This is a genomic window from Allobosea sp. 2RAB26 (assembly GCF_052115465.1).
GTDB lineage: Bacteria > Pseudomonadota > Alphaproteobacteria > Rhizobiales > Beijerinckiaceae > Allobosea.
Window position 1 is genome coordinate 169,040 of record NZ_JBFRGS010000002.1, and the last position, 21,207, is coordinate 190,246.

General features: G+C 65.8%; 20 protein-coding genes and 2 pseudogenes. 9 read left to right on the forward strand and 13 right to left on the reverse strand.

The genetic code is table 11. The features are described 5' to 3' along the window. Window positions 1–37: 37 nt before the first annotated feature. From hpaI to AB4118_RS03920, 3 genes are read right to left on the reverse strand one after another with little or no spacing between them, the layout of a single operon-like run. Window positions 38–802: a 4-hydroxy-2-oxoheptanedioate aldolase gene (gene hpaI / locus AB4118_RS03910; protein WP_441488491.1), complete on the reverse strand. Its 765-nt coding sequence runs from the start codon at window positions 800–802 to the stop codon at window positions 38–40. Between the two features lie 19 nt (window positions 803–821). Next, window positions 822–1,604, reverse strand: coding sequence for a 2-oxo-hept-4-ene-1,7-dioate hydratase (gene hpaH / locus AB4118_RS03915; RefSeq protein WP_441488492.1), 783 nt, complete (start codon window positions 1,602–1,604; stop codon window positions 822–824). 37 nt (window positions 1,605–1,641) lie between these two features. After that, on the reverse strand, window positions 1,642–2,535 hold the full coding sequence (locus AB4118_RS03920) for a dioxygenase family protein (RefSeq protein ID WP_441488493.1): 894 nt from the start codon (window positions 2,533–2,535) through the stop codon (window positions 1,642–1,644). A 280-nt stretch (window positions 2,536–2,815) separates the two neighbouring features. On the opposite strand from AB4118_RS03920, the gene AB4118_RS03925 reads away from it, so the two are divergent. Together AB4118_RS03925 and AB4118_RS03930 are read left to right on the forward strand one after the other, a co-directional pair. Continuing rightward, complete coding sequence (locus AB4118_RS03925; protein WP_441488494.1) at window positions 2,816–3,541, forward strand: GntR family transcriptional regulator; 726 nt, start codon at window positions 2,816–2,818, stop codon at window positions 3,539–3,541. Window positions 3,542–3,557: 16 nt separating this feature from the next. Continuing rightward, the gene (locus AB4118_RS03930) at window positions 3,558–4,457 is read left to right on the forward strand and encodes a sugar phosphate isomerase/epimerase family protein (protein WP_441488495.1); all 900 of its coding nucleotides are present in this window, start codon (window positions 3,558–3,560) and stop codon (window positions 4,455–4,457) included. Between the two features lie 28 nt (window positions 4,458–4,485). Here the strand turns inward: AB4118_RS03930 and AB4118_RS03935 are convergent, their stop codons facing one another. The 9 genes and pseudogenes from AB4118_RS03935 to AB4118_RS03975 form a co-directional block, all read right to left on the reverse strand. Further along, a complete protein-coding gene (locus AB4118_RS03935) occupies window positions 4,486–5,412 on the reverse strand; it encodes a Gfo/Idh/MocA family protein (protein WP_441488496.1) in 927 nt (308 codons plus the stop codon). A gap of 10 nt (window positions 5,413–5,422) precedes the next feature. Next, window positions 5,423–6,517, reverse strand: coding sequence for an ABC transporter ATP-binding protein (locus tag AB4118_RS03940; protein WP_441488497.1), 1,095 nt, complete (start codon window positions 6,515–6,517; stop codon window positions 5,423–5,425). A 71-nt stretch (window positions 6,518–6,588) separates the two neighbouring features. Beyond that, window positions 6,589–7,899 (reverse strand): alpha-glucosidase/alpha-galactosidase, encoded by a 1,311-nt coding sequence (gene melA, locus AB4118_RS03945; RefSeq protein ID WP_441488498.1) that lies wholly within the window; start codon window positions 7,897–7,899, stop codon window positions 6,589–6,591. A gap of 36 nt (window positions 7,900–7,935) precedes the next feature. Continuing rightward, window positions 7,936–8,793, reverse strand: a complete 858-nt coding sequence (locus AB4118_RS03950) for a carbohydrate ABC transporter permease (protein WP_441488499.1) — start codon at window positions 8,791–8,793, stop codon at window positions 7,936–7,938. After that, entirely contained in the window at window positions 8,790–9,722 is a 933-nt protein-coding gene (locus tag AB4118_RS03955) for a carbohydrate ABC transporter permease (RefSeq protein WP_441488500.1), read from the reverse strand. The genes AB4118_RS03950 and AB4118_RS03955 overlap by 4 nt, the downstream gene beginning before the upstream one ends. A 38-nt stretch (window positions 9,723–9,760) precedes the next feature. Then, window positions 9,761–11,056, reverse strand: a complete 1,296-nt coding sequence (locus tag AB4118_RS03960; RefSeq protein WP_441488501.1) for an ABC transporter substrate-binding protein — start codon at window positions 11,054–11,056, stop codon at window positions 9,761–9,763. Window positions 11,057–11,125: 69 nt separating this feature from the next. Beyond that, window positions 11,126–12,196 (reverse strand): LacI family DNA-binding transcriptional regulator, encoded by a 1,071-nt coding sequence (locus AB4118_RS03965; protein WP_441488502.1) that lies wholly within the window; start codon window positions 12,194–12,196, stop codon window positions 11,126–11,128. A 234-nt stretch (window positions 12,197–12,430) separates the two neighbouring features. Continuing rightward, window positions 12,431–12,604 (reverse strand): annotated as a pseudogene (locus AB4118_RS03970) (helix-turn-helix domain-containing protein); the annotation flags it as partial. 89 nt (window positions 12,605–12,693) lie between these two features. Then, window positions 12,694–13,182, reverse strand: a complete 489-nt coding sequence (locus AB4118_RS03975; RefSeq protein ID WP_441488503.1) for an MgtC/SapB family protein — start codon at window positions 13,180–13,182, stop codon at window positions 12,694–12,696. 373 nt (window positions 13,183–13,555) lie between these two features. On the opposite strand from AB4118_RS03975, the gene AB4118_RS03980 reads away from it, so the two are divergent. Together AB4118_RS03980 and AB4118_RS03985 are read left to right on the forward strand one after the other, a co-directional pair. After that, window positions 13,556–13,867 carry a hypothetical protein gene (locus AB4118_RS03980; protein ID WP_441488504.1) on the forward strand — a complete coding sequence of 104 codons (312 nt, stop codon included), beginning with the start codon at window positions 13,556–13,558 and terminating at the stop codon, window positions 13,865–13,867. 273 nt (window positions 13,868–14,140) lie between these two features. After that, window positions 14,141–14,803: pseudogene (locus AB4118_RS03985) on the forward strand (hydrolase). 211 nt (window positions 14,804–15,014) lie between these two features. Here AB4118_RS03985 and AB4118_RS03990 read toward each other — a convergent pair. Beyond that, complete coding sequence (locus AB4118_RS03990; protein ID WP_441488505.1) at window positions 15,015–15,881, reverse strand: LysR family transcriptional regulator; 867 nt, start codon at window positions 15,879–15,881, stop codon at window positions 15,015–15,017. Window positions 15,882–16,259: 378 nt separating this feature from the next. Between AB4118_RS03990 and pcaD the strand changes: the two genes are divergently transcribed. From pcaD to AB4118_RS04015, 5 genes are all read left to right on the forward strand, one after another. Further along, the gene (gene pcaD / locus AB4118_RS03995) at window positions 16,260–17,069 is read left to right on the forward strand and encodes a 3-oxoadipate enol-lactonase (protein ID WP_441488506.1); all 810 of its coding nucleotides are present in this window, start codon (window positions 16,260–16,262) and stop codon (window positions 17,067–17,069) included. Window positions 17,070–17,078: 9 nt separating this feature from the next. Next, a complete protein-coding gene (locus AB4118_RS04000) occupies window positions 17,079–18,449 on the forward strand; it encodes an MFS transporter (RefSeq protein WP_441488507.1) in 1,371 nt (456 codons plus the stop codon). A 238-nt stretch (window positions 18,450–18,687) separates the two neighbouring features. Next, complete coding sequence (locus tag AB4118_RS04005; protein WP_441488508.1) at window positions 18,688–19,860, forward strand: muconate/chloromuconate family cycloisomerase; 1,173 nt, start codon at window positions 18,688–18,690, stop codon at window positions 19,858–19,860. A 5-nt stretch (window positions 19,861–19,865) separates the two neighbouring features. Further along, complete coding sequence (gene catC, locus AB4118_RS04010; protein ID WP_043230486.1) at window positions 19,866–20,156, forward strand: muconolactone Delta-isomerase; 291 nt, start codon at window positions 19,866–19,868, stop codon at window positions 20,154–20,156. 56 nt (window positions 20,157–20,212) lie between these two features. Next, on the forward strand, window positions 20,213–21,142 hold the full coding sequence (locus AB4118_RS04015; RefSeq protein ID WP_441488509.1) for a dioxygenase family protein: 930 nt from the start codon (window positions 20,213–20,215) through the stop codon (window positions 21,140–21,142). Window positions 21,143–21,207 lie beyond the last annotated feature (65 nt).

The following is a 21,207-nucleotide window of genomic DNA, read 5'->3' on the forward strand; positions in this document are numbered from 1 at the left end:
TTCGCCTCCGATCCCAGCACCGAATCCTGACCAGCCATCACGACCTGAACTGCCTTGCCAGGGCTTCCGTCGCCTTGACCAGCATGGCCGCATCGACGCCGACCGCCGTGAAGAGCGTGCCGAGCTCGATGCAGCGCGCCGCGAATGCGGTGTCGGGCGTCAAGATGCCTGCGGGCTTGCCGCAAGCGCGAATGCGACCGACCGCCTTCTCGATGAGTGCGGTCACCCTGGGATGTCCGGGCTCGCCGACATGGCCAAGGCTGGCTGCAAGATCGGCCGGGCCGATGAACACGCCATCGACGCCATCGACGGCCGCGATCGCCTCGAGATTGTCGAGCGCGTCTTGGGTTTCGATCTGGACCAGGAGGCAGAGCTCCTCCCCTGCCCGCTTGCCGTAGTCGGCGACCCGTCCGAACCGCGTTGCCCTCGTCACGCCGGAGACGCCGCGAATGCCGGCTGGCGGATAACGCACCGCCGCGACCGCCGCCTTCGCCTCCTCCGCATTCTGGACATAGGGGATCAGCAAGGTCTGGGCGCCGAAATCGAGGAACCGCTTGATCAGCACCGCATCGTTGCTCGCGGGGCGGACCACTGCCGAGACCGGATAGGGAGCCACGGCCTGCAACTGGGCCAGGACCGTCAGCGGATCGCCCGGCGAATGCTCGGTGTCGAACAGCAGCCAGTCGAAGCCGGAGCCGGCGACCGCCTCGGCCGCATAGGCGCCGGGCAGGCTGCACCAGAGGCCGAGCTGATGCCGGCCCTCGCTCAGGGCGCGTTTGAACGTGTTCGTCGGCAGTTCCATGGCAACCTCAGGTGCAACCTTAGTTGAAAGAGACGCCGATGGCGCCGAGCGGGCCGTAATCGACCTGTATGACGTCTCCGGCTGCGATGTCGACTGGCCGCGTGAAGGAGCCGGCGAGGACGATCTGCCCCTTCTTCAGCCCCGCGCCGACGACATGGAGCTTGTTGACCAGCCAGGCGATGCCGGCAGCCGGGTGGCCCATGATGGCAGCCGAAACCCCGGATTCCTCGATAATGCCGTTCTTCGACAGCGTCGCGCCGACCCAGCGGATGTCGACATCCATCGGACGGACCGGTCGGCCGCCGACCACGATCGCGCCGAAAGCGGCATTATCGGCAATCGTGTCGGTGATCGCGCGCGGAACGTCAGTACGGTAATCGATGATCTCGAGCGCCGGCACGACCATTTCGGTCGCGCGCATCACGTCATAGATGCGCTTTCCCGGTCCTTCGAGATCCTCGCCCATGATGAAGGCGAGTTCGACTTCAAGCCTCGGCTTGATGAAGAGGCTCGCCTTGATCTGGGCACCGTCGTTGAAGAGCGCATCGTCAAGGATGCAGCCATAGTCCGGCTCGCTGATCTTCGAGGCCATCTGCATGGCGCGCGAGGTCAGGCCGATCTTGTGGCCCACCATTCTCGCTCCGCCCGCGATCCGCGCATCTGCCCACAGGCCCTGGATGCGATAGGCGTCCTCGAGTTCGATCGCGGGATAGGTCCTGCTGAGCTGCGGGACCGGCTTCAGCGTGCGCTCTGCCTGGAGCAACGCATCGGCCGCCTGCTGGCGTTCGGTATCGGTCAGCATCGGAACACTCCTTGGCGGCGCGGGTCGCGCGAACGGGTCACTTGATCGGCGGGCGCGGCAGCACGGTCTCGCCGGGCTCCATGACGTAGGTGTAGTCGAGCGAATACCAGGGGACCGGCACCATGGCGTCGGATGGGTGGGGTTCGTCATGGCGGATGAAGTCGCCGACAAGAGCCCTGGTGACGCCGAATTGCACATCGGAATCGATATGCGGGTCGCGTGGGTCGTAGACCTGCGAGATCAGCACCTTGAAGCCGGGTTTGACGATCAGCGCATGCAGATGCGCCGGACGATAGGGATGGCGGTCCTGCACGGCGAGCAGCCGGCCGACCACGCCGTCGGTGGGGATGGGGTAGCCCACCATCTTCACCGTCGAGAACCAGAAGCGCCCTTCGCTGTCGGTGGTGAATTTGCCGCGCAGGTTCATCTCGGCCTGCTCGGGATCCTGGTTCTCGTAGAGCCCGACGGGGGACGCATGCCAGACATCGACCTCGGCTTCGACGATCGGTGCACCGCGCTGGTTCAGGACACGTGCGGTGACGAGCAGCGGATCGCCCGGCGTGTCGGAGCGGATGATCGTGCGGCCATTTTCGACATGAGGAGCATTCAAGCGCCAGAATGGTCCCAACAGCGACTGCGACGTTTCGGTATTGCCGCCATCGCCGTTGTTGAGCAGGCAGACGAGCGACGAGACACCCAGCGAGCCCGCCATGAGCACCATCTCGTTATGGCTATCGCTGGCCAGCTTGCCGATCTCGTTGAGGATCGCGGTTGCCTCGCGGAACTCCGCTTCGCTCAGCCGCACATCACGGACAAAGGCGTGGAGATGGCTGACCAGCGAGGTCAGGATCTCGCGCTGGCGCGGGTCTTTCGTGCGCTGCATCACGGCCAGCGCATCGCGGGTCACATCCTGGTGGCTCTCGATGATCATGGCGTCCTCCCTGCGATCTCCACTCCTGTAAAATCGATTATCTGTCAATCAAGAGCCGCATGAAGAACGCCATGCGCCGGCTCCGCACACGCTGAGCGAGGCCTTCCAGCGCAGTAATTCCGGCGAACCTGCTGGAATAAGTCCATCTGTGAGATAGTTCGCACCACATCTGGAGAAGCAGCCCATCTACTCGCGGCGTATCGATCGCCGCCCGGTTGACGTAGATAATCGATTATCATACCACCTCGACTCTCGCGCCGACGGGTTCAAGGGAGGGACGATGAACATCGCTGTCGACGACCTGCCCCCCGCCGAGTTTTCGTCGAAAGGCACTCCAGCGACGGCAAAGAACACCAAGGCGTCGCTTCTGGTGAATCGCCTCCGCGAGGCGATCCTGTCCGGGGAACTGGCGCCCGGCACCAAGATCAATCTCGATACCGTCCGTCGGCAGCTCGACGTCTCGCTCAGTCCCCTTCGCGAAGCGCTTGCCCGCCTGATTGCGGTGGGGCTTGTCGAGCTGCACGACAACCGCGGATACACTGTCGCGCCGGTCTCGCTGTCCAACCTTGCCGAGATCACGAAACTGCGCGTCGAGTTCGAGAGCCTGGCGCTCTCCTCAGCCATCGCGAAAGGCGACCTGGCCTGGGAAAGCGACGTGATGCGCGCCCTTCACCGTCTCAACCGGATAGAGCGGATCGCCAGTGAGCCGGCAACACTGGAAGCCTGGGAGCACGCGCATCGCGACTTCCACATGATGCTCCTCGCCGGTTGCGGGATGCCGCTGCTGCTGAACGCCTGCGTCATGCTGCACAACCTGAACGACCGTTATCGACGGATCTTCCTGGTGGCCCAAGGCGGGGACCGCAACGTCGCCGCCGAGCATAGCGAGATCGCCCAGGGCGCGGTCGCCCGCGACGCCGACTATGCCTGTGCCAAGCTGCGCGAGCATATCCAGCGCACCGGGTCCAACCTCCACACCCGCCTTGCCGGCCAGTTGCAGCCCTGAAGCGATGGAGCGTCCCGTGTCATCGCCATCAGGTCAGCCGCCTCTTGGAATCGCGCATTTCACGACGATCGATGTGCCGCCGCTCGACTTCGTCGCACTCGCGGCGAAAGTCGGTTTCTCCGCGGTAGGGCTTCGGCTGAATCCGGCCTTTCCTGGCGCGCCCTTCTACGAGATCCGCCCCGGCAGTGCCCAGATGCGGTCGATACGGTCCCTGCTGACCCAGACCGGCCTGCGCGTCTACGATATCGAATTCGTCGTCATCGACGCGAATTTCGCAGCGGACGCGCTGATCCCGATGCTGGAAAGCGCGGCGGACCTCGGTGCCAGGCGCCTGAGCGTCTGCGGCGACGATCCCGACCATAGACGGCTCGTCGCCAGCTTCGCCTCTCTGTGCGACGTCGCGGCACGCTTCGGCATGGGCGTCGACATCGAGAACATGCCATGGCGCCGTGTCGCCAGCATTCACGACGCCGCAGCGATCGTAGGGGAGGCCGACAAGGCAAATGGCGGGGTCCTGGTCGATGCCCTTCATCTTTCGCGAGGCGGCGGTCTTCCGATCGACCTGAGAACGATCCCGTCGCATTTCATCAGGAGCGCGCAGCTCTGCGACGCGGTGGCCGAACGCCCGACGACATTCGACGAGATCATCAGGGAGGCGCGCGCGGGACGCAGGCTTCCAGGCGAGGCCTCCCTGCCCTTGCAGGACCTCCTGGCGGAACTGCCGGCCGACGTGACGCTCTCTGTCGAGGTGCCCAATCAAGGGCTGCCGGCGGCAGAGCACGCGAAGGCGGTGTTCGAGGCGGCACGGCAGGTGATCGCTGCGCACGCACTCGCCACACCGACTTCGAGGACACCGCTTACGGAGGTGGCTACGGGGCGCTCTTCAGTGGCCCAAGCAGGACGGCGAGCGAACTGAGCACGATCAGATAGCGCCCCGGGGAATGTCAGCCCTCGAAGGGCTCGACGGTCAAACGCCGCCCCAGCATGAATGCGTCGCCGACCAGCGCCAGCGGCGCGAGGTCGACATCGCTGCGGCCTTCCGCGATCAGCGCTTCGAAGCGGCGATAAATCTCCGCATATTCCCGCTCCGGCTCGTCGACCAATATGCGGCGGTCATGGCTCAGCGTCCTGCCGCCCGAGGAGAGCATGATAAGGCCGGCCTCAGTCTCGACATGGATGTCCCAGCTCTGTTCGCCCTCCTGGCGGAAGTCGAATTCTGCGTGGATCGGCAGCCCCGAACCATCCGCGAGATCGAGCGCGGCGGCGATCGGCGCCTGGCGGTTTGCCGGGACGGATAGCGAGGCGCCGGTCACGAAGACCGGCTCGGGCAGAATGGTGGTCAGAATCGAGAGGGCGTTGATGCCGGGGTCGAAGACGCCGAGCCCGCCGGGCTCGAAGATCCAGTCCTGCCCGGGATGCCAGACGCGCACATCCTCCTTCCAGATGATCTCGACCGAGCGCGGCCGGTGCTGCGCGAGAAGGGCGCGCGCCGGCGCGACAGCGGGCGCAAAACGCGAATGCCAGGTGGTGAACAGCGTCCGGCCGCTCCGTTCCGCCTTTGCGACGAGAGGGCCGAGTTCGCTGACGCTGGCACCCGGCGGCTTTTCAAGCAGGACGTGCATTCCGGCTTCGAGCGCCTCTGCCGCCAGCGCATGCCGGCCTTGAGGCGGGGTGCAAAGGGCAACGGCATCGAGATCGATATCCGAGGCCAGCATCGCGCTGAGCGAGGTGAAGACGGGCAAGCCAGGCAGCGTGCCTTCCCGGCTCGCCGCCGCGACCAGCTCGAAACCGGGCGTGGCCGCAATCGCGCCGAGATGCTGGCTGTGCGCGATCTTGCCGAGCCCGACGAGTCCGAGGCGGATCCTCGACATCCCGCCCGCCTCAACTGTGCGCGACGGTTTGCGCAGTCACGCGCGCGCCGTCGGGCCGGAACAGATGCGCCAGTGCGATATCGACATGCAGCGGCACCCGCTCGCCGGGCTTCGGCTTCTGCTGTCCCTCGACCTGAACGGTGATCGGCTGGCCATCGGAGAGGACGCCGTAGATCAGCGAGGAGCCCCCGAGCTGCTCCACGAGCTGGACCTGCGCCTCGCCGATCCGCGTGCCGGCGCCGCCGAGCCGCAGGTGCTCGGGCCGCAGGCCCAGGCTGCAATCGGCGCCGTCCTGGCCAGCCAGATGCGGCAGGGGCAACACGGTCTCGGCCAGGGCCACGCGCGCTTCTCCTCCTGTCGCCGGCAGCATCCTGGCCTGCAGGAGGTTCATCTTCGGGCTGCCGATGAAGCCGGCGACGAAGCGGTTGACGGGGTTGTTGTAGAGCTCCAGCGGCGAGCCGATCTGCTCGACCTTCCCTGCCCGCAGAACCACGATCTTGTCGGCCATCGTCATGGCTTCGACCTGATCATGCGTGACATAGATCATCGTGTTGCCGAGCTGCTGGTGCAGCTTGGCGATTTCCACGCGCATCTGCACGCGCAGCTCAGCGTCGAGATTGGAGAGCGGCTCGTCGAACAGGAAGATCTTGGGTTCGCGCACGATGGCGCGGCCGATGGCGACGCGCTGGCGCTGCCCGCCCGAGAGCTCCTTGGGCTTGCGGTCGAGCAGATGATCGAGTTGCAGGATCGCCGCAGCACGGGCGACGCGCATATCGATCTCGGCCTTGGTCATCCGCGCCGTCTCGAGCGCGAAGGCCATGTTCTTGTAGACATTCATATGCGGGTAGAGCGCATAGGACTGGAACACCATCGCGATGCCCCGTTGCGCCGCCGGCACCTGGTTCATCACCGCGTCGTCGATGCGCAAGGTGCCGTCGCTGATATCCTCGAGCCCGGCGATCATCCGCAGCAAGGTGGATTTCCCGCAGCCGGACGGACCGACGAAGACCACGAACTCGCCGTTGGTCACGGACAGGTTCACATCCTGGATCACCGGGTGATCGCCGAAGCGCTTATGGACATGCTCCAAGGTCAGCCAACTCATCGTTCCCTCCTTGCGGCCTTATCGTTCTTGTCGTTGCGGGCAGGCAGGCCGCCTGCCCTGCTTGGGCGCGCTCAGGCAGCGAGTGCCGTCGAACGGATGCCGACCGGCATGGCCGAACCATGGGCCGCGATCAGGTCGTCCACCATGGCGCGGATCTCGCGCAGCGAGAGGACACTCGCGGCATGGCGGTCCAGCACCGCGGCGCGGTAGACCGCGTCCCGGTCGCCTTCCAGGGCAGCGCGCACGGTGAGGTCCTGGACGAAGACATGCGGCGCGCAATGGGCGGCGAGCTCCGGCGGCAGCGTGCCTGCATGGCAGGCGCGCAGGCCATTGCGGTCGACGATCACGGGCACCTCGACACAGCAATCCTGCGGCAGGTTCTCGATCAGCCCGGTGTTGCGGACATTTCCGTAGATGAGCTGGGGCTCGTTCGTGACCATGCCGTTGATGATCGATGCGCCGTATTCGTCGCTGCGCTCGAGCGGGAAGCTCTCGCCGGCCAGCAGCTTTTGCCGCGTGTCGGCATAGCGTCGCAGGTTGCGCTCGCTGCGGCGAATATACTCGTCGACCGGCACGTCGAATTCCGCGATCTGGTCCTCGCGGCGCAGGAAATAGGGCGTGTATTCGGCCGTATGCTCGCTGGATTCGCTGACAAAGCGGCCGAGATGCTCCAGCAGGGCGAAACGGATCTTGTCCTTCGCAAAGATCTCCGGATTGCGGGCGGCACGCCGCAGCTGCGGATAGGCATCCTTGCCGTCGATCTCGAGCCGCAGGAACCAGGTCATGTGGTTGATGCCGGCGCAGTCATAGCTCAAGCGGGAGCGATCGACCCCGAGATAGGAAGCAAGGTCGCGCGCCGTGTGCTGGACGTTGTGGCACAACCCGACCACCTGCTGCTCTGGGAAGGCCCTGTAGACCGCCCAGGTCAGGATGCTCATCGGGTTGGTGTAGTTCATCAGCAGGGCATTGGGGCAGACCGCCCGCATGTCCCCGACCAGGTCGACCATGAAGGGAATGGTCCGCAACCCGCGGAAGATGCCGCCGATACCGACGGTATCCGCGATGGTCTGCTTCAGGCCGTAGCGGCTCGGGATCTCGAAATCGAGCAGCGTCGCCTCGTGCATGCCGATCTGCACCATGTTGATCACGAAATCCGCGCCCTCCAGGCAGCGCCGGCGGTCGGCATGCTCGGTCACGGTCGCCCCGGCATCGAACTGGCCGGACGTCCAGCGCGCCATCATTCCCGCCGTTTCGAGGCGCTCGGCATCGATGTCGTACAATGCGATCTCGCATTGCTTCAGCGCGGGAAGACTGAGGATGTCGGTGAGCAGGTTCTTGACGAAGACGACGCTGCCGGCGCCGATCATGGCGATCTTGGTCATGTCATGGTCTCTCTTGGGTAGAGGTCGGGAAAGGGCTCACTTGAGGCCTGTGCTGGCAATCCCCTGAACCAGATAGCGCTGGAAGATCAGGAAGATGAGCAGCATCGGCAGGAGGGAGATCAGGGCCAGCGCCATGACGCCGCCCCAGTCCGGATTGGCCTCGCCGCGCAGCAGGTTCAGGCCCAGCGGCAGGGTGAAGAGTTCCTGGTCGGTCAGGACGACCAGCGGCCAGGCGAAGTCGTTCCAGCGCCACATGAAGGTGAAGATCACCAGCACGGCGATGATCGGCTTCGAGAGCGGCAGCACGATGCGCAGGAAGATCCGCATCTCGCTGGCGCCGTCGAGCCGGGCGGCCTCGATCAGCTCATCGGGAATGCTGACCATGAACTGGCGCACCATGAAGACACCGAAGGCTTCGGCCGCGCGTGGCAGGATGACGCCCCAGGGCGAATTCAGCAGCCCCAGCCAGGAGGTCACGAGGAATTCCGGCACCAGGATTACCTGGATCGGGATCATCAGCGCGCCCAGGATCGCGAAGAACAGGATGTCGCGCCCGGGGAAGCGGAACTTGGCGAAGACGTAGCCGCAGAGCAGGTTCGCGGACACGGTGATCAGCACGGCGATCACGGCGATGAAGGTCGAATTCATCACCCAGGTCAGGAACGGATGGCGCTGCGCGATATTCCTGAAATTCTCCAGCGTCAGCACCTGCGGGATCAGGCTCACCACCGGCTGGAAGACCTCGGAACGAGGCCGGATCGCGGTCGCGAGCATCCAGTAGAGCGGAAAGATCATCGCCAGCGCGCCGAGCACGACAGCGATCCAGATCAGCACGTTGCCGGTTCGGCGGGTGCCGGGGCGCCTGGCGCCAGCCTCGAAGGTGACGCCGCTCATAGCACGTTCTCCGATTGGCGGCTGACCCGCCACTGAATGATCGTGAAGCCGAGCACGATGGCGTAGAGCACGACGCCGATCGCGCTGGCATAGCCCATCTCCGAGGTCATGAAGGCGGACTGGTAGATGTATTGCACCAGCATCGTCGTCGAAAATCCCGGGCCACCGCCGGTCATGACGTAGATCAGGTCGAAGACCTGGAAGGAGTGGATCACGTTGAGGATCAGCAACAGGAAGGTGGCGGGCCGCAACAAGGGCAGTGTGATCTTCCAGAACTGGCGAGAGGGCGACGCGCCATCCATGGTCGCGGCTTCGTAATAGAGCGTCGGGATCGACTGCAGCGCGGCGAGATACACCACCATGCAGAAGCCGACCCTGACCCAGAATGTCGCAATCACCAGCGACGGCAGCGCCCAGGCCGGCGAGGAGAGCCATGGGATGCGGTCGCCGCCCAGGCGCACGATCAGGGAGTTGATGACGCCGTAATGCTCGTTGAACATCCAGGCGGCGATGATGCCGGTGGCGACGGCCGAAACCACGACCGGAAGGAAATAGACGCTGCGCAGGAAGACCCGCCCCGGCATCCGTCGGTTCAGCGCCACGGCCAGGAGCAGCCCGCCTGCCATGGTGGTGGGCACCGAAGCCACGGCATAGACCGCCGTATTCAACAGCGCGTGCCAGAACTGCGTGTCGGCCACCAGCCTGCGATAATTGGCCAGGCCGGCATAGGTGACGTCGCCGATCAGGCTCCAGTCATGGAAGCTGATATAGAAGGCATAGAGCAGCGGAAAGAAACTGAAGGCGCTGAACAGAAGCAGGTTGGGCGTGATCAGGAGATAGGGCAGCATCCAGGGCCGCCGGAAGGAGCGGCGTGCCCGCGCCCCGGTAACGGGGGGCGCGGTGCTGGTCATGACGACGCTGTCGGACATGGATCACCTCGCAGACGGGACGGCAGGCCGCACCGCCGTCAGCTCTTGAGGACGCTGCGGATGGTGCCTTCCACGTTCTCGGCCGTGTCCTTCGGCGACTGGCCGGAGGTGAAGGCGAGGTCGAGCTGCTCGCCGAGCTTCGTATTGATGCGGCTGAAATCCGGCAGCGTCACCGTCGCGGCCAGATGGTCCGGGATCGTCCGCGACTGCTCGACGAAGACCTGCATCGCGTCGGGGCGAAGCGGGTATTCCAGCTTCGTCTCCATGAGGCTGCGCCGAACCGGCAGGAAGCCGGCGGCGATGCAGAAGTCGCGCATATTGGCCTCGTTGGTGGCATAGCGCAGGAAGTCGATGGCGACGTCGCGATTCTTGCTGTCGCGCGTCACGGCGAGGCAGTTGCCGCCGAGATCGGAGGCCATGCTGACGCTGCGCGGCATATAGGTCACCTGCCACTCCGCCTGTTTCATCGCGTCCTGCAGGAACGGGATCTGCCAGTCGCCATGCACCAGCATGCCGATCGTCCCGTTGGCGAAGAGGTTCTGCGTCTGCTCGTTGGTCTTGATCGAGGTCGTGGGCGGCACGAGCTTGTCGGTGAACCAGGACTGGGCCCATGCGATCGCCTCAATGCCCTCTTTCGACGAGAGCTGCGGCTGGAGCAGCTGCTCGTCGAGCAATTTGCCGCCATTCTGGTAGAGGAAGGGCAGAAAGCGATAGGCGGCGGTGTTCTGCCAGGCGCAGGCGAAGCCGAATGGCGCTCCGGCCTTGTCCTTCAGCATCCGGGCGATCCGGATGAACTCCTCCCAGCGCCAGCTGTCCTCGAGCCGCCGCGGCAGCTCGATTCCGGCCCGCCGGAACATCTCCATGTTGCAATAGACCGCGAGCGTGTCGGTGTGGTGGGGAATGGCGAAGGCCTTGTCGCGATAGGTGACTGCCTTCCACAATGCGGGGGCGAATTGCGCTGCCAGGCCGCCGTCGAGATGCCCGCTCAGATCGACGATTGCGCCTGCTTTCGCATAGCGGCCGACCTGCTGGTACTGGATGCGGACCAGATCGGGGGCCTGCCGGCCGGCGAGGCGCGTATCGACCTGCTGATAGAGCTGGCCGGAGGATCCGCTGAGCTCCAGCCGGATCGAGACATGCGGGTTTTGCGCGGTGTAGCCCGCGATCAGCCGGCGGAAAGCGTCCTCCTCCGCCCGGTTGCCCCAGACCGCGAAATTGAGGCTCACCGGCGCCTGGGCCCGCGCCGCCCTCCCCGACCCGACCGAAAGAGCGAGCCCGGCGCCCAGAATATGCCGCCGAGAGAAAACCGTGCCTGTTCCGTTGAGGTTCGTCATCCCTGTTTCCTTCCCTGGATCATCACCGCTTTTCGCGGCTTGGTTTTTTGGTGTTGTTGGTCACGAGCTCTAGGCTGGCAGGCCACCACCCTTCAGGCCGCCGCAGGATTCCCGGATCACGAGCTGGACCGGAAGCTGCGTGTACCGAACGGGGCTTTCCCCGCCCTCGAGCTGGTCGATGAGGCTCGTCGCCGCCTGCTGGCCGAGCTCGAGCCGGCGGTGTTCCACCGTCGTTAGCGCCGGAACCGTGAAAGCCGCGAGCGCGATGCCGTCGAAGCCGACCACGGCCATGTCCTCGGGCACGCGCAGGCCGTGACGACGCAAGCCGTGCAGCACGCCGATCGCCATCTGGTCGTTGAACACGAAAAGCGCTTCGGGCCGCGGCTGCGGCAAGGCGAGCAAGAGCTCCACCGCCTTCACGCCTCCTTCCGGACTGTTCGCGACCTCGATTTCCCAATCCGGACGCGGCGGCAGACCGGCTTCGAGGAGCGCCCGACGATAGCCGTGCACACGCTCCCGCTCGCGCAGGGGATGCCGCTGCTGACCCGAAATATGGCCGATCCGCCGATAGCCGCAGGCGAGCAGGTGCTGCGTCGCCATGTAGCCCCCGCCCTCGAGATCGACGCCGACGGAGGTGATTTCGGTACCGTCGCCTTGATCCTGCAGCGCGACACAGGGGACGCCGTGGCGTGCCAGTTCCTTCAACGCGTCCCAGATCGCCCGCGTTGGAGCCGAGGTGATGACGCCGTCCGAGACGCCCCCGCGCAGCCGCGCGATCGCCTTGAGCTTGGCCGCCTCGTCTTCCGCAACGAGCACGTCGAGCAGATAGCCGCGCTCCTGCGCCACCTGCTGCACGGCGCCGATCACCTCGGCCGAGTAGGGATTGCCGATATCGGGGGTGATGAAGGTGAGCGTGTTGGTGCGCCGCTGCCTCAGGTTCCGTGCAACGGAATTCGGGGTGTAGCCGAGATCGGCGGCGGCTTTGCGCACACGCTGCTGCGTGGCCTCGGAGAGACCGACGCGCCCACTTGCGCCATTGAGCACCAGCGAAACCGTCGCCTGCGAAACCCCCGCACGCTTCGCGACATCGGTGCTGGTCGCGGCTCCCGGTCGCTTCGATGGTTTCTGCTCGCGCGGCAACGCCTTCTCCTGGAATCTAATACGTATTAGATTAAGAGCTAACCGCTCATGGAATGCCTGTCAACGAAGGCCGCAGCGCCGACCTGACGGCGCATTCCTAAGGCCGGGACCAGTCGATCAAGCTGGTCATGGCAGCCGCCCGGCTGGCAGAAAACCTCAACCTGCGCGCGCCGGTTGGCCAGTGCATCCGGGCGCACGGCAGACCCTGAGCCTTGGCGCGCAGCCGGCTCGCGCCACGGTCCGCCCCGCTTCCTTCAGCATCGGCTTCCGGGTGGAATCCCGGTCGAACAGCGGGAAGCCCAGCTGAGCCGCCAGATTGGAGATCGTGTAGCTGATCACCGAAGTCGCGCGCCCAAGCGCGCGCCGAGCCCGCCCGCCTCTGCCCCCTCCGACGGGCTTGTCGGGCATGGAGCCGATATTCGATGACTTCCGCTCCCGACGCGCCTTCCGCAATCGCGGGATGAGCGCAGGAAGCATGTGCCGCAATCGGGTGCCTCTCAGTCCTCGTCGCGCGCCCGTGCTTCCCCTTGAGCAGCTCTCGCCGCATCTCCCCCGGCCCGCCGCCCGGCCCAACGCTCGATCGAATGATTGATCGCCAGCAGCAGCAATGCGAGGCCCGTTGCGGTCACGACGATCTTCCAGTCGCCTAGGCCGGCAGCGCAGCCGAGAGCGGCCGTCACCCAGATGGCCGCAGCCGTGGTGAGCCCCCTCGGGGTCATTTCCCGATCGCGAAGGACGATCACCCCGGCGCCCAGAAATCCGATGCCGGTCAGAACACCCTGCACGACACGGCTTGCCGCATCGGCCTGATCCGGTTCGCCGAAGATCCCAGCTGCCGCTGCCGTTCCAAGTCCGACCAGACCGAATGTGCGAATGCCCGCACTGCTCTGCTTGAGCGTGCGCTCCCAGCCGACGGCTATGCCCGCGGCGGTCCCCGCCAACAACCTGAAGATCAGGTCGACTTCAGCCCATGAAAACAGCTCCATAGGGCTATTCCCGCCCGGGGGTATCAAGGTCGCTACGCCGTACGCGCTCGCGCGTGCCGGCCGCCTCGACGGCATCAGGGCCTGCCGGCCCAGCCGCCTTGAGCGGCACAGGCGAAGGTGAGAAAGGGCCGTCGGGGCCCCGTTGCGCTGAATCGCGCGCCCCAATCTGAGCTTCCTGGCCGTTTCTCATGGGGTCTCCTTCGCTATCACCCCTTCCCCAACGCCGCCCCCGACAGGCTGTTCCGATGCAGGCGTGAAGAAGACCGGCGAGGCACCATCCGCCAGGAATGCCCGGCCGAGGGCCATGCGCCGCCCCGTGGCGAACACGTTGCTCCGCCATGCGTTATCCGACCAACTTTGGACCGGAGAGATGATGAGCGACGGAAAACATGAGCTCCGATTGGCCTTCAAGCGCATCGAGCGGGCGGTTCCGCAGGGTTTCGCCTCCCTGTTGCGCTGGCTGCGCCATCCCGCCTCGCGCTGGGCCCGGCTCCCGGTGGGGCTCATCCTCATGATCGGTGGCATCTTCTCGATCCTGCCCGTGCTCGGGCTCTGGATGCTGCCGCTCGGCCTGCTGCTGATCGCAGCGGATATCGCGCCCTTGCGCAAGCCCATGGCGCGCTTTGTCCACGCTGCCATGGACCTGTGGGCGAGGCTGCGAGCACGCTGGCAGCGACGAGGCTAAGGCCGCTCCCGCCTTGTGGCAGTACGCGCGCCGCCAGCGCGAATACGGGCAATCCCACGGTCCGGTGGCGATTGGCGAGGCTTGCCGCGCTGCGCTTGCCGATCTGATCGAACACAAGCTTCGATATTATCCGACTTTCTCGAAACGGATCTGTATACAAGTATCCGCATCGATAGACGGCAAAATCAAAAATACAAACGCCTGAAATCACAATTCACTCAAGTATATCGTCGCGCGGACTTTGCGCCTCACCGACTCATGAGGATTGAAAGAATGACGAATTCCAAGCCGGGCAAGGTTGGGCTGGAGGCGATGATTACGCCTGACAACTGTGTTCTGGTCCTGATCGATCACCAGCCCTTCTAGGTCAGCGGCGTCAAGAGCATCGACCCCGCCTTGATGATCAACAACGTCGTGTCGCTCGCGAAAGCCGCGAAGCTGTTCCAGGTCCCGACTCTGCTGAGCACGGTCGTGCAGGATCGGGGCGGATATCTGATCAAGCCGCTTCAGGACGTATTCCCCGAACAGAAGCCGATCGATCGCACCACGATCAACACCTGGGAAGACCAGCGTTGCGTCGATTGGGTCAAGCGCACCGGGCGCAAGAAGATCGTGATGGCAGCACTCTGGACGGAGATCTGCCTCGCCTTCCCCGTGATTCACGCGCTTGGCGACGGCTACGACGTGTACTTCGTCACCGACGCGTCGGGCGGCACCACCGTCGAGGCCCATGAAATGGGCGTCCAACGCATGATTCAGGCCGGCGCGATTCCCCTGACGTCAGGCGTCTTCGCCGCCGAGCTGCAGCGCGACTGGGCCCGGGAGGCTACGGTCGCGGGCATACAGGAGATCATGCTCGAGCATGGTGGCGCCACGGCGACAAACCTTGCCTGGGAGTTGCAGCTGCTTGCTGGACGGGCCGGCGCCGGCATCTAGAGCGACAAGCGCAGTCGACAGGGCCCGGCCGCACCGCCCTAAGCGATGAGGATCAGCGACGAGCGCTCCGACGGGGCGCTCGTCGCGCGCACCGGTTGGGTCAGGGTGAAACGGAGTTGATCCTGCCGACCCGCTGAAACCGCTGCCACGCTGCGGCCGAGGTGACGGTCACCGCTCACGGGAGAGCGTCGGCCTGCCATCCTGGCGTCCCTCAGCCCGCCAGTCCGATGATCTGCTGCAGCAAGACCGAGGTGTCGTTTCGGCGATAGCTGACGATGATGGGGCTGGTGAATCGCTCGTCGAGATCGAGGAACTGGACATCGTCGCGGCCGAAGCGCCGGACCGAGGCCGGAACGACGCAAATCCCGACGCCCGAGGCGACCAGGCCGAGCGCGGTCTGCACGTCCCGGACCTCCATGCCGATGCGCGGCCTGACCCCCGCCTCGCGATAGAAGGACAGGACCTGATCGGCATAGCTCGGCCGGGGCGCCTTCGGATACAGGATCAGAGGTTCCGCCTCGAGATCGGCCAGCTTCGGCTTCCGGCCGCTTGCCAGCAGCGCATGGGCCCCGCCGACCGCCACGCATAATCCTTCCTCGCGTAGCACCTTTCGCACCAGCATGTCGTCATCGAAGCGCAGGCGTCCGAAGCCGACATCGATGCGACCGTCCTTCAGGGCCGAGATCTGCTCCAGCGTCGTCATCTCGAGGAGCTGGACCTCGACATCCGGCACCAGGATGCGAAAATCGCGGATCAGTTGCGGCAGCGTGTCGTAGAGCGTCGAGGCGACGAAGCCGACATTGAACTGCAGCACCAGGCGCTTGCCGATGCGCGTCGTCATGGCGCTCATCTCCTCGACGCGCTGCAGCACCTGTTGCCCCTGCTCGAAGAGATAGCGCCCGGCCTCGGTCATCGTGATCGGCCGGCCACGATCGAGCAGGCGCACGCCAAGCTCCTCCTCCAGCTGCTGAATCTGCCGGCTCAGCGGCGGCTGGGCGATATGGAGCTTCTCGGCGGCGCGGCTGAACGAGCCTTCGGCGGCGACGGTCGTGAAATAGCGCAGATGACGCAGATCCATCGCTGCCTGCTCCTCCCGCTCTCCGATCGATGCAGGGCGGCTGCACCCCGGAGACCGCCATCGCGGCGGTTGTCACATGCTCGCGGGCGACTGCCCGGCTTCCCCACCGCATCGGCAGGGAAGCGGGCTTCCATACCGTAGGGGTATTAATTTACACCAAAACGATCCTGTCCAGCGACACCATGCCTGCCTAGCCTGACAAGCAGGGAAGAAGCGTTCGCGCAGGAGGAACACTCCGCCGCGAACCTGAGCTGGCCGTCAGAGCCGCCGGAGAGCCATGTCTGAGACCGAACCGTTGCGGCCCGCGCCAGCGCGGCTTGCGAAACGCGCGCCGGCTGCCCTGTCGGGGCGCCGCGGCCGAAGCCGGCGAGCCTGATCATGCCCTATCTCGAAACCGGACCGGGCCTGCGCCTGTTCTACACGGTCACCGGGCCGGGCTCCGCGCCGGCCCTGGTCTTCTCGAATTCGCTCGGCACCACGCATCGGATGTGGGACGCCATCGCCAGCGAGCTCTCGGCCGAATATCGCTGCGTGCGTTACGACACGCGCGGCCATGGCGGCTCGAACCACGGCCCCTCGCCCTTCGAGATCGCCGATCTTGCCGATGATCTCGCCGCCCTGCTCGATCATCTCGACCTGACGCGCGCCCATGTCGCCGGCCTCTCGCTTGGCGGGATGATCGGCCAGGCCTTTGCCGCGCGGCACCCGGCGCGTCTGGCCGGCCTGACCCTGATGGCGACGACGGCCTATATGCCGACGCGCGAGGCCTGGGAGGAGCGTGCCGGGCTGGTGCGGCGCGACGGCACGCGAGCGATCCTCGCGGCCACGATGGAGCGCTGGTTCACGCCGGGCTTCCGCGACGCCCATCGCAGCGCCACGGACGCGGTGGCTGGCGAATTCGCCGCCATCGACCGGGACGGCTACGCCGCCTGCTGCGAGGCGATCGGCCGGATGGATCTGCGCCCGCTGCTGCACCGGGTGATTGCTCCCACGACCGTGATCGCCGGCCGCGAGGATCCCGCGACGCCGCTCGCGATGGCTGAAGCCCTGTACACGGGCATCGCCGGCTCACGCCTCGTCGTGCTCTCGCCCGCAGCCCATCTGCTCGCCATCGAGCAGGCCGAGCGCGTCGCTGCCGAGCTACGGCGCGATCTTTCCCGTTCATACCCACAAAAAACACAGATCTGAGGAACGCCCATGTCCAGTCCACCCGCCGGCACACAAGACATCAAGGACATCATCGATGCAGGTTCGATGACGGGCCGCAGATGGGCCGTGGTCGCACTCTGCTTCGTCATCGCCCTGCTCGACGGCTTCGACACCCAGTCGATCGCCTTCATCGGACCCGCGATCGCGCAGGATTTCGGCATGAAGGCCGCCGACCTGACCTGGGTCATCACCGCCAGCACGATCGGCATGACGCTCGGTGCGATCGGCCTCGGCAGCTTCGGGGACCGCTATGGCCGGCGCAAGGCGATCCTGATCGCCATCTTCCTATTCGGGGTGTTCTCCCTGATGGGCGCCTACGCGACATCGCCGACGCAGATCATCGTACTGCGCTTCCTGATCGGCCTCGGCATGGGCGGGGCCACGCCCTCGCTCCTGGCGCTGGCGGGTGAATACAGCCCCGCTTCCCGGCGCGGCACGATGATCACCGGGGTGCTGCTCGGCCTGCCGGCCGGCGCCATGCTCGGCGGCCTGATCGCGGCGAGCTGGCTGCCGATCCTGGGCTGGCGCGGGATTTTCCTGGTCGGAGGCCTCCTGCCGCTCGGGCTGATGGTCATCACCTATTTCCTCCTGCCGGAATCGCCCGCCTATCTCGTCTCGCGCAAGCAGAACGACAGGCAGGACGAGGCCCGCCGCCTGCTCCGGCAGATGACCGGCCAGCCGATCCCCGACCAGATGCGCCTCGTCAGCGCCGGCAGGGTCGTGCATGGCGGCTCCATCGCCGGCCTGTTCGAGGCGGGCTATCGCCGCGTCACCGTCGCGATCTCCGCCATCTACCTGTTCAACTGGATCGCCTGGTTCCTGCTGCTGCTCTGGCTGCCGACCGCGCTCACAACGCTCGGCCTGGAAAAGGCCCAGGCCGCCTATGGTACCGTCGTCGTCAACGCCGCCTTCATCATCATGGCCCTGCCGCTTTCGTCCTTCCTGCCGAAGGTCGACCCGCGAAAGCTCCTGATCGGCATGTTCGCCGTCGGGATCGCGGTTGCGCTCGGGCTGGGCTTCGCGGGCGACCGCTGGCCGCTGGTCTTCTCCCTCATCGCCCTTGCCGGCTTCGGCATCGGTGGCCAGCAACTCGTGCTGAACTATCTGATCTCGAATACCTACCCGACGCAGCTGCGCGCAACGGCCACGGGCTGGGGCATCGGCGTCGGTCGCTCGGGAGCGATCATCGGCTCCGCGATCGGCGGCACATTGCTGACCGGCGTGGGTCCGTCCGGCTACTTCATGACGCTTGCCATTCCGCTGGTGATCGCGGCGCTGGCGACGCTGATGGTTCGGCCGGCAGTCGGCGCCGCCCTCGCCTCGCCCGCTCCCGCCTCCGCCGCTCCGGCGATCCGGTGAGCCTCATGCGGCTGCATCAGGCATAGGCGAAGCCGGGAGAACAACCCGGGACGCGACCGCCGAAAGGCCGGTCGCGTCCCTCTTTTTTGTGCCCGATGCGAGGCGCAGGCGGGGCCGCCCCGCTAATCACGCCCTCGCGGGGCTCCATACCCTTCGGGTATCAAAATACACCCAATCGATCCTGTTCCCCGGGAATGGCGCGTTCTAGCCTTTGCTTCAATGAATATGGGAGCGAAACGTGTCTGAAGGTCCGCGGATTCAACAGGTCGAGACGATTCTGGTCGATCTGCCGACCATCCGCCCGCACCAGCTGGCGATGACGACGATGCATCGCCAGACATTGATGATCGTGCGGCTGCATCTGTCGGACGGCGTGGTCGGGATTGGCGAAGGCACCACGATCGGCGGGCTGGCCTATGGTCCCGAGAGCCCGGAGGGCATGCAGCTCGCGATCGATACCTATCTCGCGCCGATCCTGCTCGCCAGCGATCCAAGCCGCATCGCCCGGACGATGGCGACCATCGCCATGTCGGTCCAGGGCAATCATTTCGCCAAATGCGCCGTCGAGACGGCCCTGCTCGATGCGCTCGGCCAGCGCGTCGGCCTGCCGATTTCCGAACTGCTCGGCGGGCGCCAGCATGACCGGCTGCCCGTGGCCTGGACGCTGGCCAGCGGCGACACCGGCCGCGACATCGCGGAAGCCGAGGAGATGCTGGCGCGCCGCCGCCACAACATCTTCAAGCTCAAGATCGGCAAGGGCGATCCCGGCGCCAATGTCGCCCATGTCGCTGCGATCAAGCGCGCGCTCGGTGACCGCGCCTCGGTGCGCGTCGACATCAACCAGGCCTGGTCGGAAGCCACCGCGTCGGCGATGCTGCCGGCGCTCGCCGCCGCCGGTGTCGAGCTCATCGAACAACCCGTCGCCTTCCGCAATCTCGGCGCGCTCGCCCGGCTGGCCCGCGAGACGCCGGTCGCGATCATGGCGGACGAGGCGCTGAACGGCCCGGAAACCGCCTTCGCCATCGCTGCCCTCGCCGCCGCCGACGTGTTCGCGCTGAAGATCGAACAATCCGGCGGGCTCTTCGCCGCGGCCAAGGTGGCCGCGATCGCGGAAGCCGCCGGCATCGGACTCTATGGCGGCACGATGCTGGAAGGCGGCATCGGCACTGCGGCCTCGGCCCATCTCTTCTCGACCATCGGCAAGCTGGAATGGGGTACGGAGCTGTTCGGCCCGCTGCTGCTGACCGAGGAGATCCTTGAGACGCCGCTCGACTATGCCGATTTCGGCCTCACCGTGCCGACGGCGCCGGGACTCGGCGTGACGCTGTCCGAAGCTCAACTGAGCCGCTTCCGGCGCGACCGCGCCGAGCGCTCGGTCCATGTGCTGCCACGCGCCAAGACGGGGTTCTAAAAATCATGCTGTTCCAGGTTGAAATGGATGTCCGTATCCCGCCCGACCTGCCGGTCGAGACGGCGACCGCGCTGAAGGCGAGCGAGCGCAAGCGTGCGCAGGAGCTGCAGCGGGCCGGGCTCTGGCGGCATCTCTGGCGTCATGCCGGGCGCTATGCCAACACCAGCATCTTCGATGTCGAGAGCCCGCAGGCGCTGCACGACATTCTCTCGGAGCTGCCCCTCTTCCCCTACATGGACGTGAAGGTCACGGCACTCTGCCGCCACCCGTCGTCCGTGCATGACGACGACCGCTGACAAACAACGGCTGCGGCCTGAAATGGCCGCCAATCACCAGAACACGAGGAACCGCCATGCCCATCAACCTGATCTCCGACGAGGACAAGAAGGATCTCGCCGCCCGCGCGGCCGGGATGGACAATGACAAGGGCGACCAGCGCACCAAGGCCGTCACGGCCCAGCTGCTCTACCGGATCATGCAGGCGATCGACGAATGCGACGTCTCGATGGACGAGTTCTGGGCGGCGGTCGCCTTCATCGGCAGGGCCGCGAAGAATGACGAGCTCGGCCTGCTCGTCCCCGGCATCGTGCTCGAGCATTTCCTCGACCTGCGGCTCGACGAGGCCGAACGGCTTGCCGGACTCAAGGGCGGCACGATGCGCACCATCGAAGGGCCGCTCTATGTGCCCGGCGCGCCGCTCTCCAAGGGCGAGGCCCGCATGGATGACGGCACCGATCCCGGCGAGATCTTCATCATCGAAGGCCAGGTCACGGACGAGGACGGCAAGCCGATCGCTGGTGCGATCGTCGACCTCTGGCACGCCAACTCGAAGGGCGGATATTCCTTCATCGATGGCGAGCAGGCGCCCTACAACCTGCGCCGTCGCATCGAGACGGATGAACAGGGCCGCTATCGCGCCCGCACGATCGTGCCGAACGGCTATGGTTGCCCGCCGGAAAGCGCGACGCGCCAATTGATGACCGCGCTCGGCCGGCATGCTGAGCGCCCGGCCCATGTCCATTACTTCATTTCGGCGCCGGGCCACCGCCAGCTGACGACGCAGTTCAACTTCACCGGCGACAAATATCTCTACACGGACTTCGCCTTCGGCACCCGCGACGAGCTCGTCGTCACGCTGGACCGCGTCGTCGACGCGGACGCGATCCGCAATGCCGGGCTGAACCGCCCCTTCGCCCGCACGACCTTCGACATCGTGCTGACGAAGGAGCGCGAGGGCGTGCCGCAGACGCAGGTCAGCCGCGCCCACGTCACCGCCGGCTGAGGCCCTCGCCTCACCGGCTTGTGCCCGGCCAGGGTGCCCCGCCATAGACTGTCACGGCCAGCGCC

What these genes read in the sequence shown, in the direction of transcription:
- AB4118_RS03960 (WP_441488501.1), bottom strand. Translation starts at nt 11,056, where the DNA reads ATGACGAACCTCAACGGAACAGGCACGGTTTTCTCTCGGCGGCATATT.
- hpaH (WP_441488492.1), bottom strand. Translation starts at nt 1,604, where the DNA reads ATGCTGACCGATACCGAACGCCAGCAGGCGGCCGATGCGTTGCTCCAG.
- AB4118_RS03920 (WP_441488493.1), bottom strand. Translation starts at nt 2,535, where the DNA reads ATGATCATCGAGAGCCACCAGGATGTGACCCGCGATGCGCTGGCCGTG.
- hpaI (WP_441488491.1), bottom strand. Translation starts at nt 802, where the DNA reads ATGGAACTGCCGACGAACACGTTCAAACGCGCCCTGAGCGAGGGCCGG.
- AB4118_RS03925 (WP_441488494.1), top strand. Translation starts at nt 2,816, where the DNA reads ATGAACATCGCTGTCGACGACCTGCCCCCCGCCGAGTTTTCGTCGAAA.
- melA (WP_441488498.1), bottom strand. Translation starts at nt 7,899, where the DNA reads ATGACCAAGATCGCCATGATCGGCGCCGGCAGCGTCGTCTTCGTCAAG.
- AB4118_RS03975 (WP_441488503.1), bottom strand. Translation starts at nt 13,182, where the DNA reads ATGGAGCTGTTTTCATGGGCTGAAGTCGACCTGATCTTCAGGTTGTTG.
- AB4118_RS03950 (WP_441488499.1), bottom strand. Translation starts at nt 8,793, where the DNA reads ATGAGCGGCGTCACCTTCGAGGCTGGCGCCAGGCGCCCCGGCACCCGC.
- AB4118_RS04015 (WP_441488509.1), top strand. Translation starts at nt 20,213, where the DNA reads ATGCCCATCAACCTGATCTCCGACGAGGACAAGAAGGATCTCGCCGCC.
- AB4118_RS03940 (WP_441488497.1), bottom strand. Translation starts at nt 6,517, where the DNA reads ATGAGTTGGCTGACCTTGGAGCATGTCCATAAGCGCTTCGGCGATCAC.
- AB4118_RS04000 (WP_441488507.1), top strand. Translation starts at nt 17,079, where the DNA reads ATGTCCAGTCCACCCGCCGGCACACAAGACATCAAGGACATCATCGAT.
- pcaD (WP_441488506.1), top strand. Translation starts at nt 16,260, where the DNA reads ATGCCCTATCTCGAAACCGGACCGGGCCTGCGCCTGTTCTACACGGTC.
- AB4118_RS03955 (WP_441488500.1), bottom strand. Translation starts at nt 9,722, where the DNA reads ATGTCCGACAGCGTCGTCATGACCAGCACCGCGCCCCCCGTTACCGGG.
- AB4118_RS03990 (WP_441488505.1), bottom strand. Translation starts at nt 15,881, where the DNA reads ATGGATCTGCGTCATCTGCGCTATTTCACGACCGTCGCCGCCGAAGGC.
- AB4118_RS03980 (WP_441488504.1), top strand. Translation starts at nt 13,556, where the DNA reads ATGAGCGACGGAAAACATGAGCTCCGATTGGCCTTCAAGCGCATCGAG.
- AB4118_RS03935 (WP_441488496.1), bottom strand. Translation starts at nt 5,412, where the DNA reads ATGTCGAGGATCCGCCTCGGACTCGTCGGGCTCGGCAAGATCGCGCAC.
- catC (WP_043230486.1), top strand. Translation starts at nt 19,866, where the DNA reads ATGCTGTTCCAGGTTGAAATGGATGTCCGTATCCCGCCCGACCTGCCG.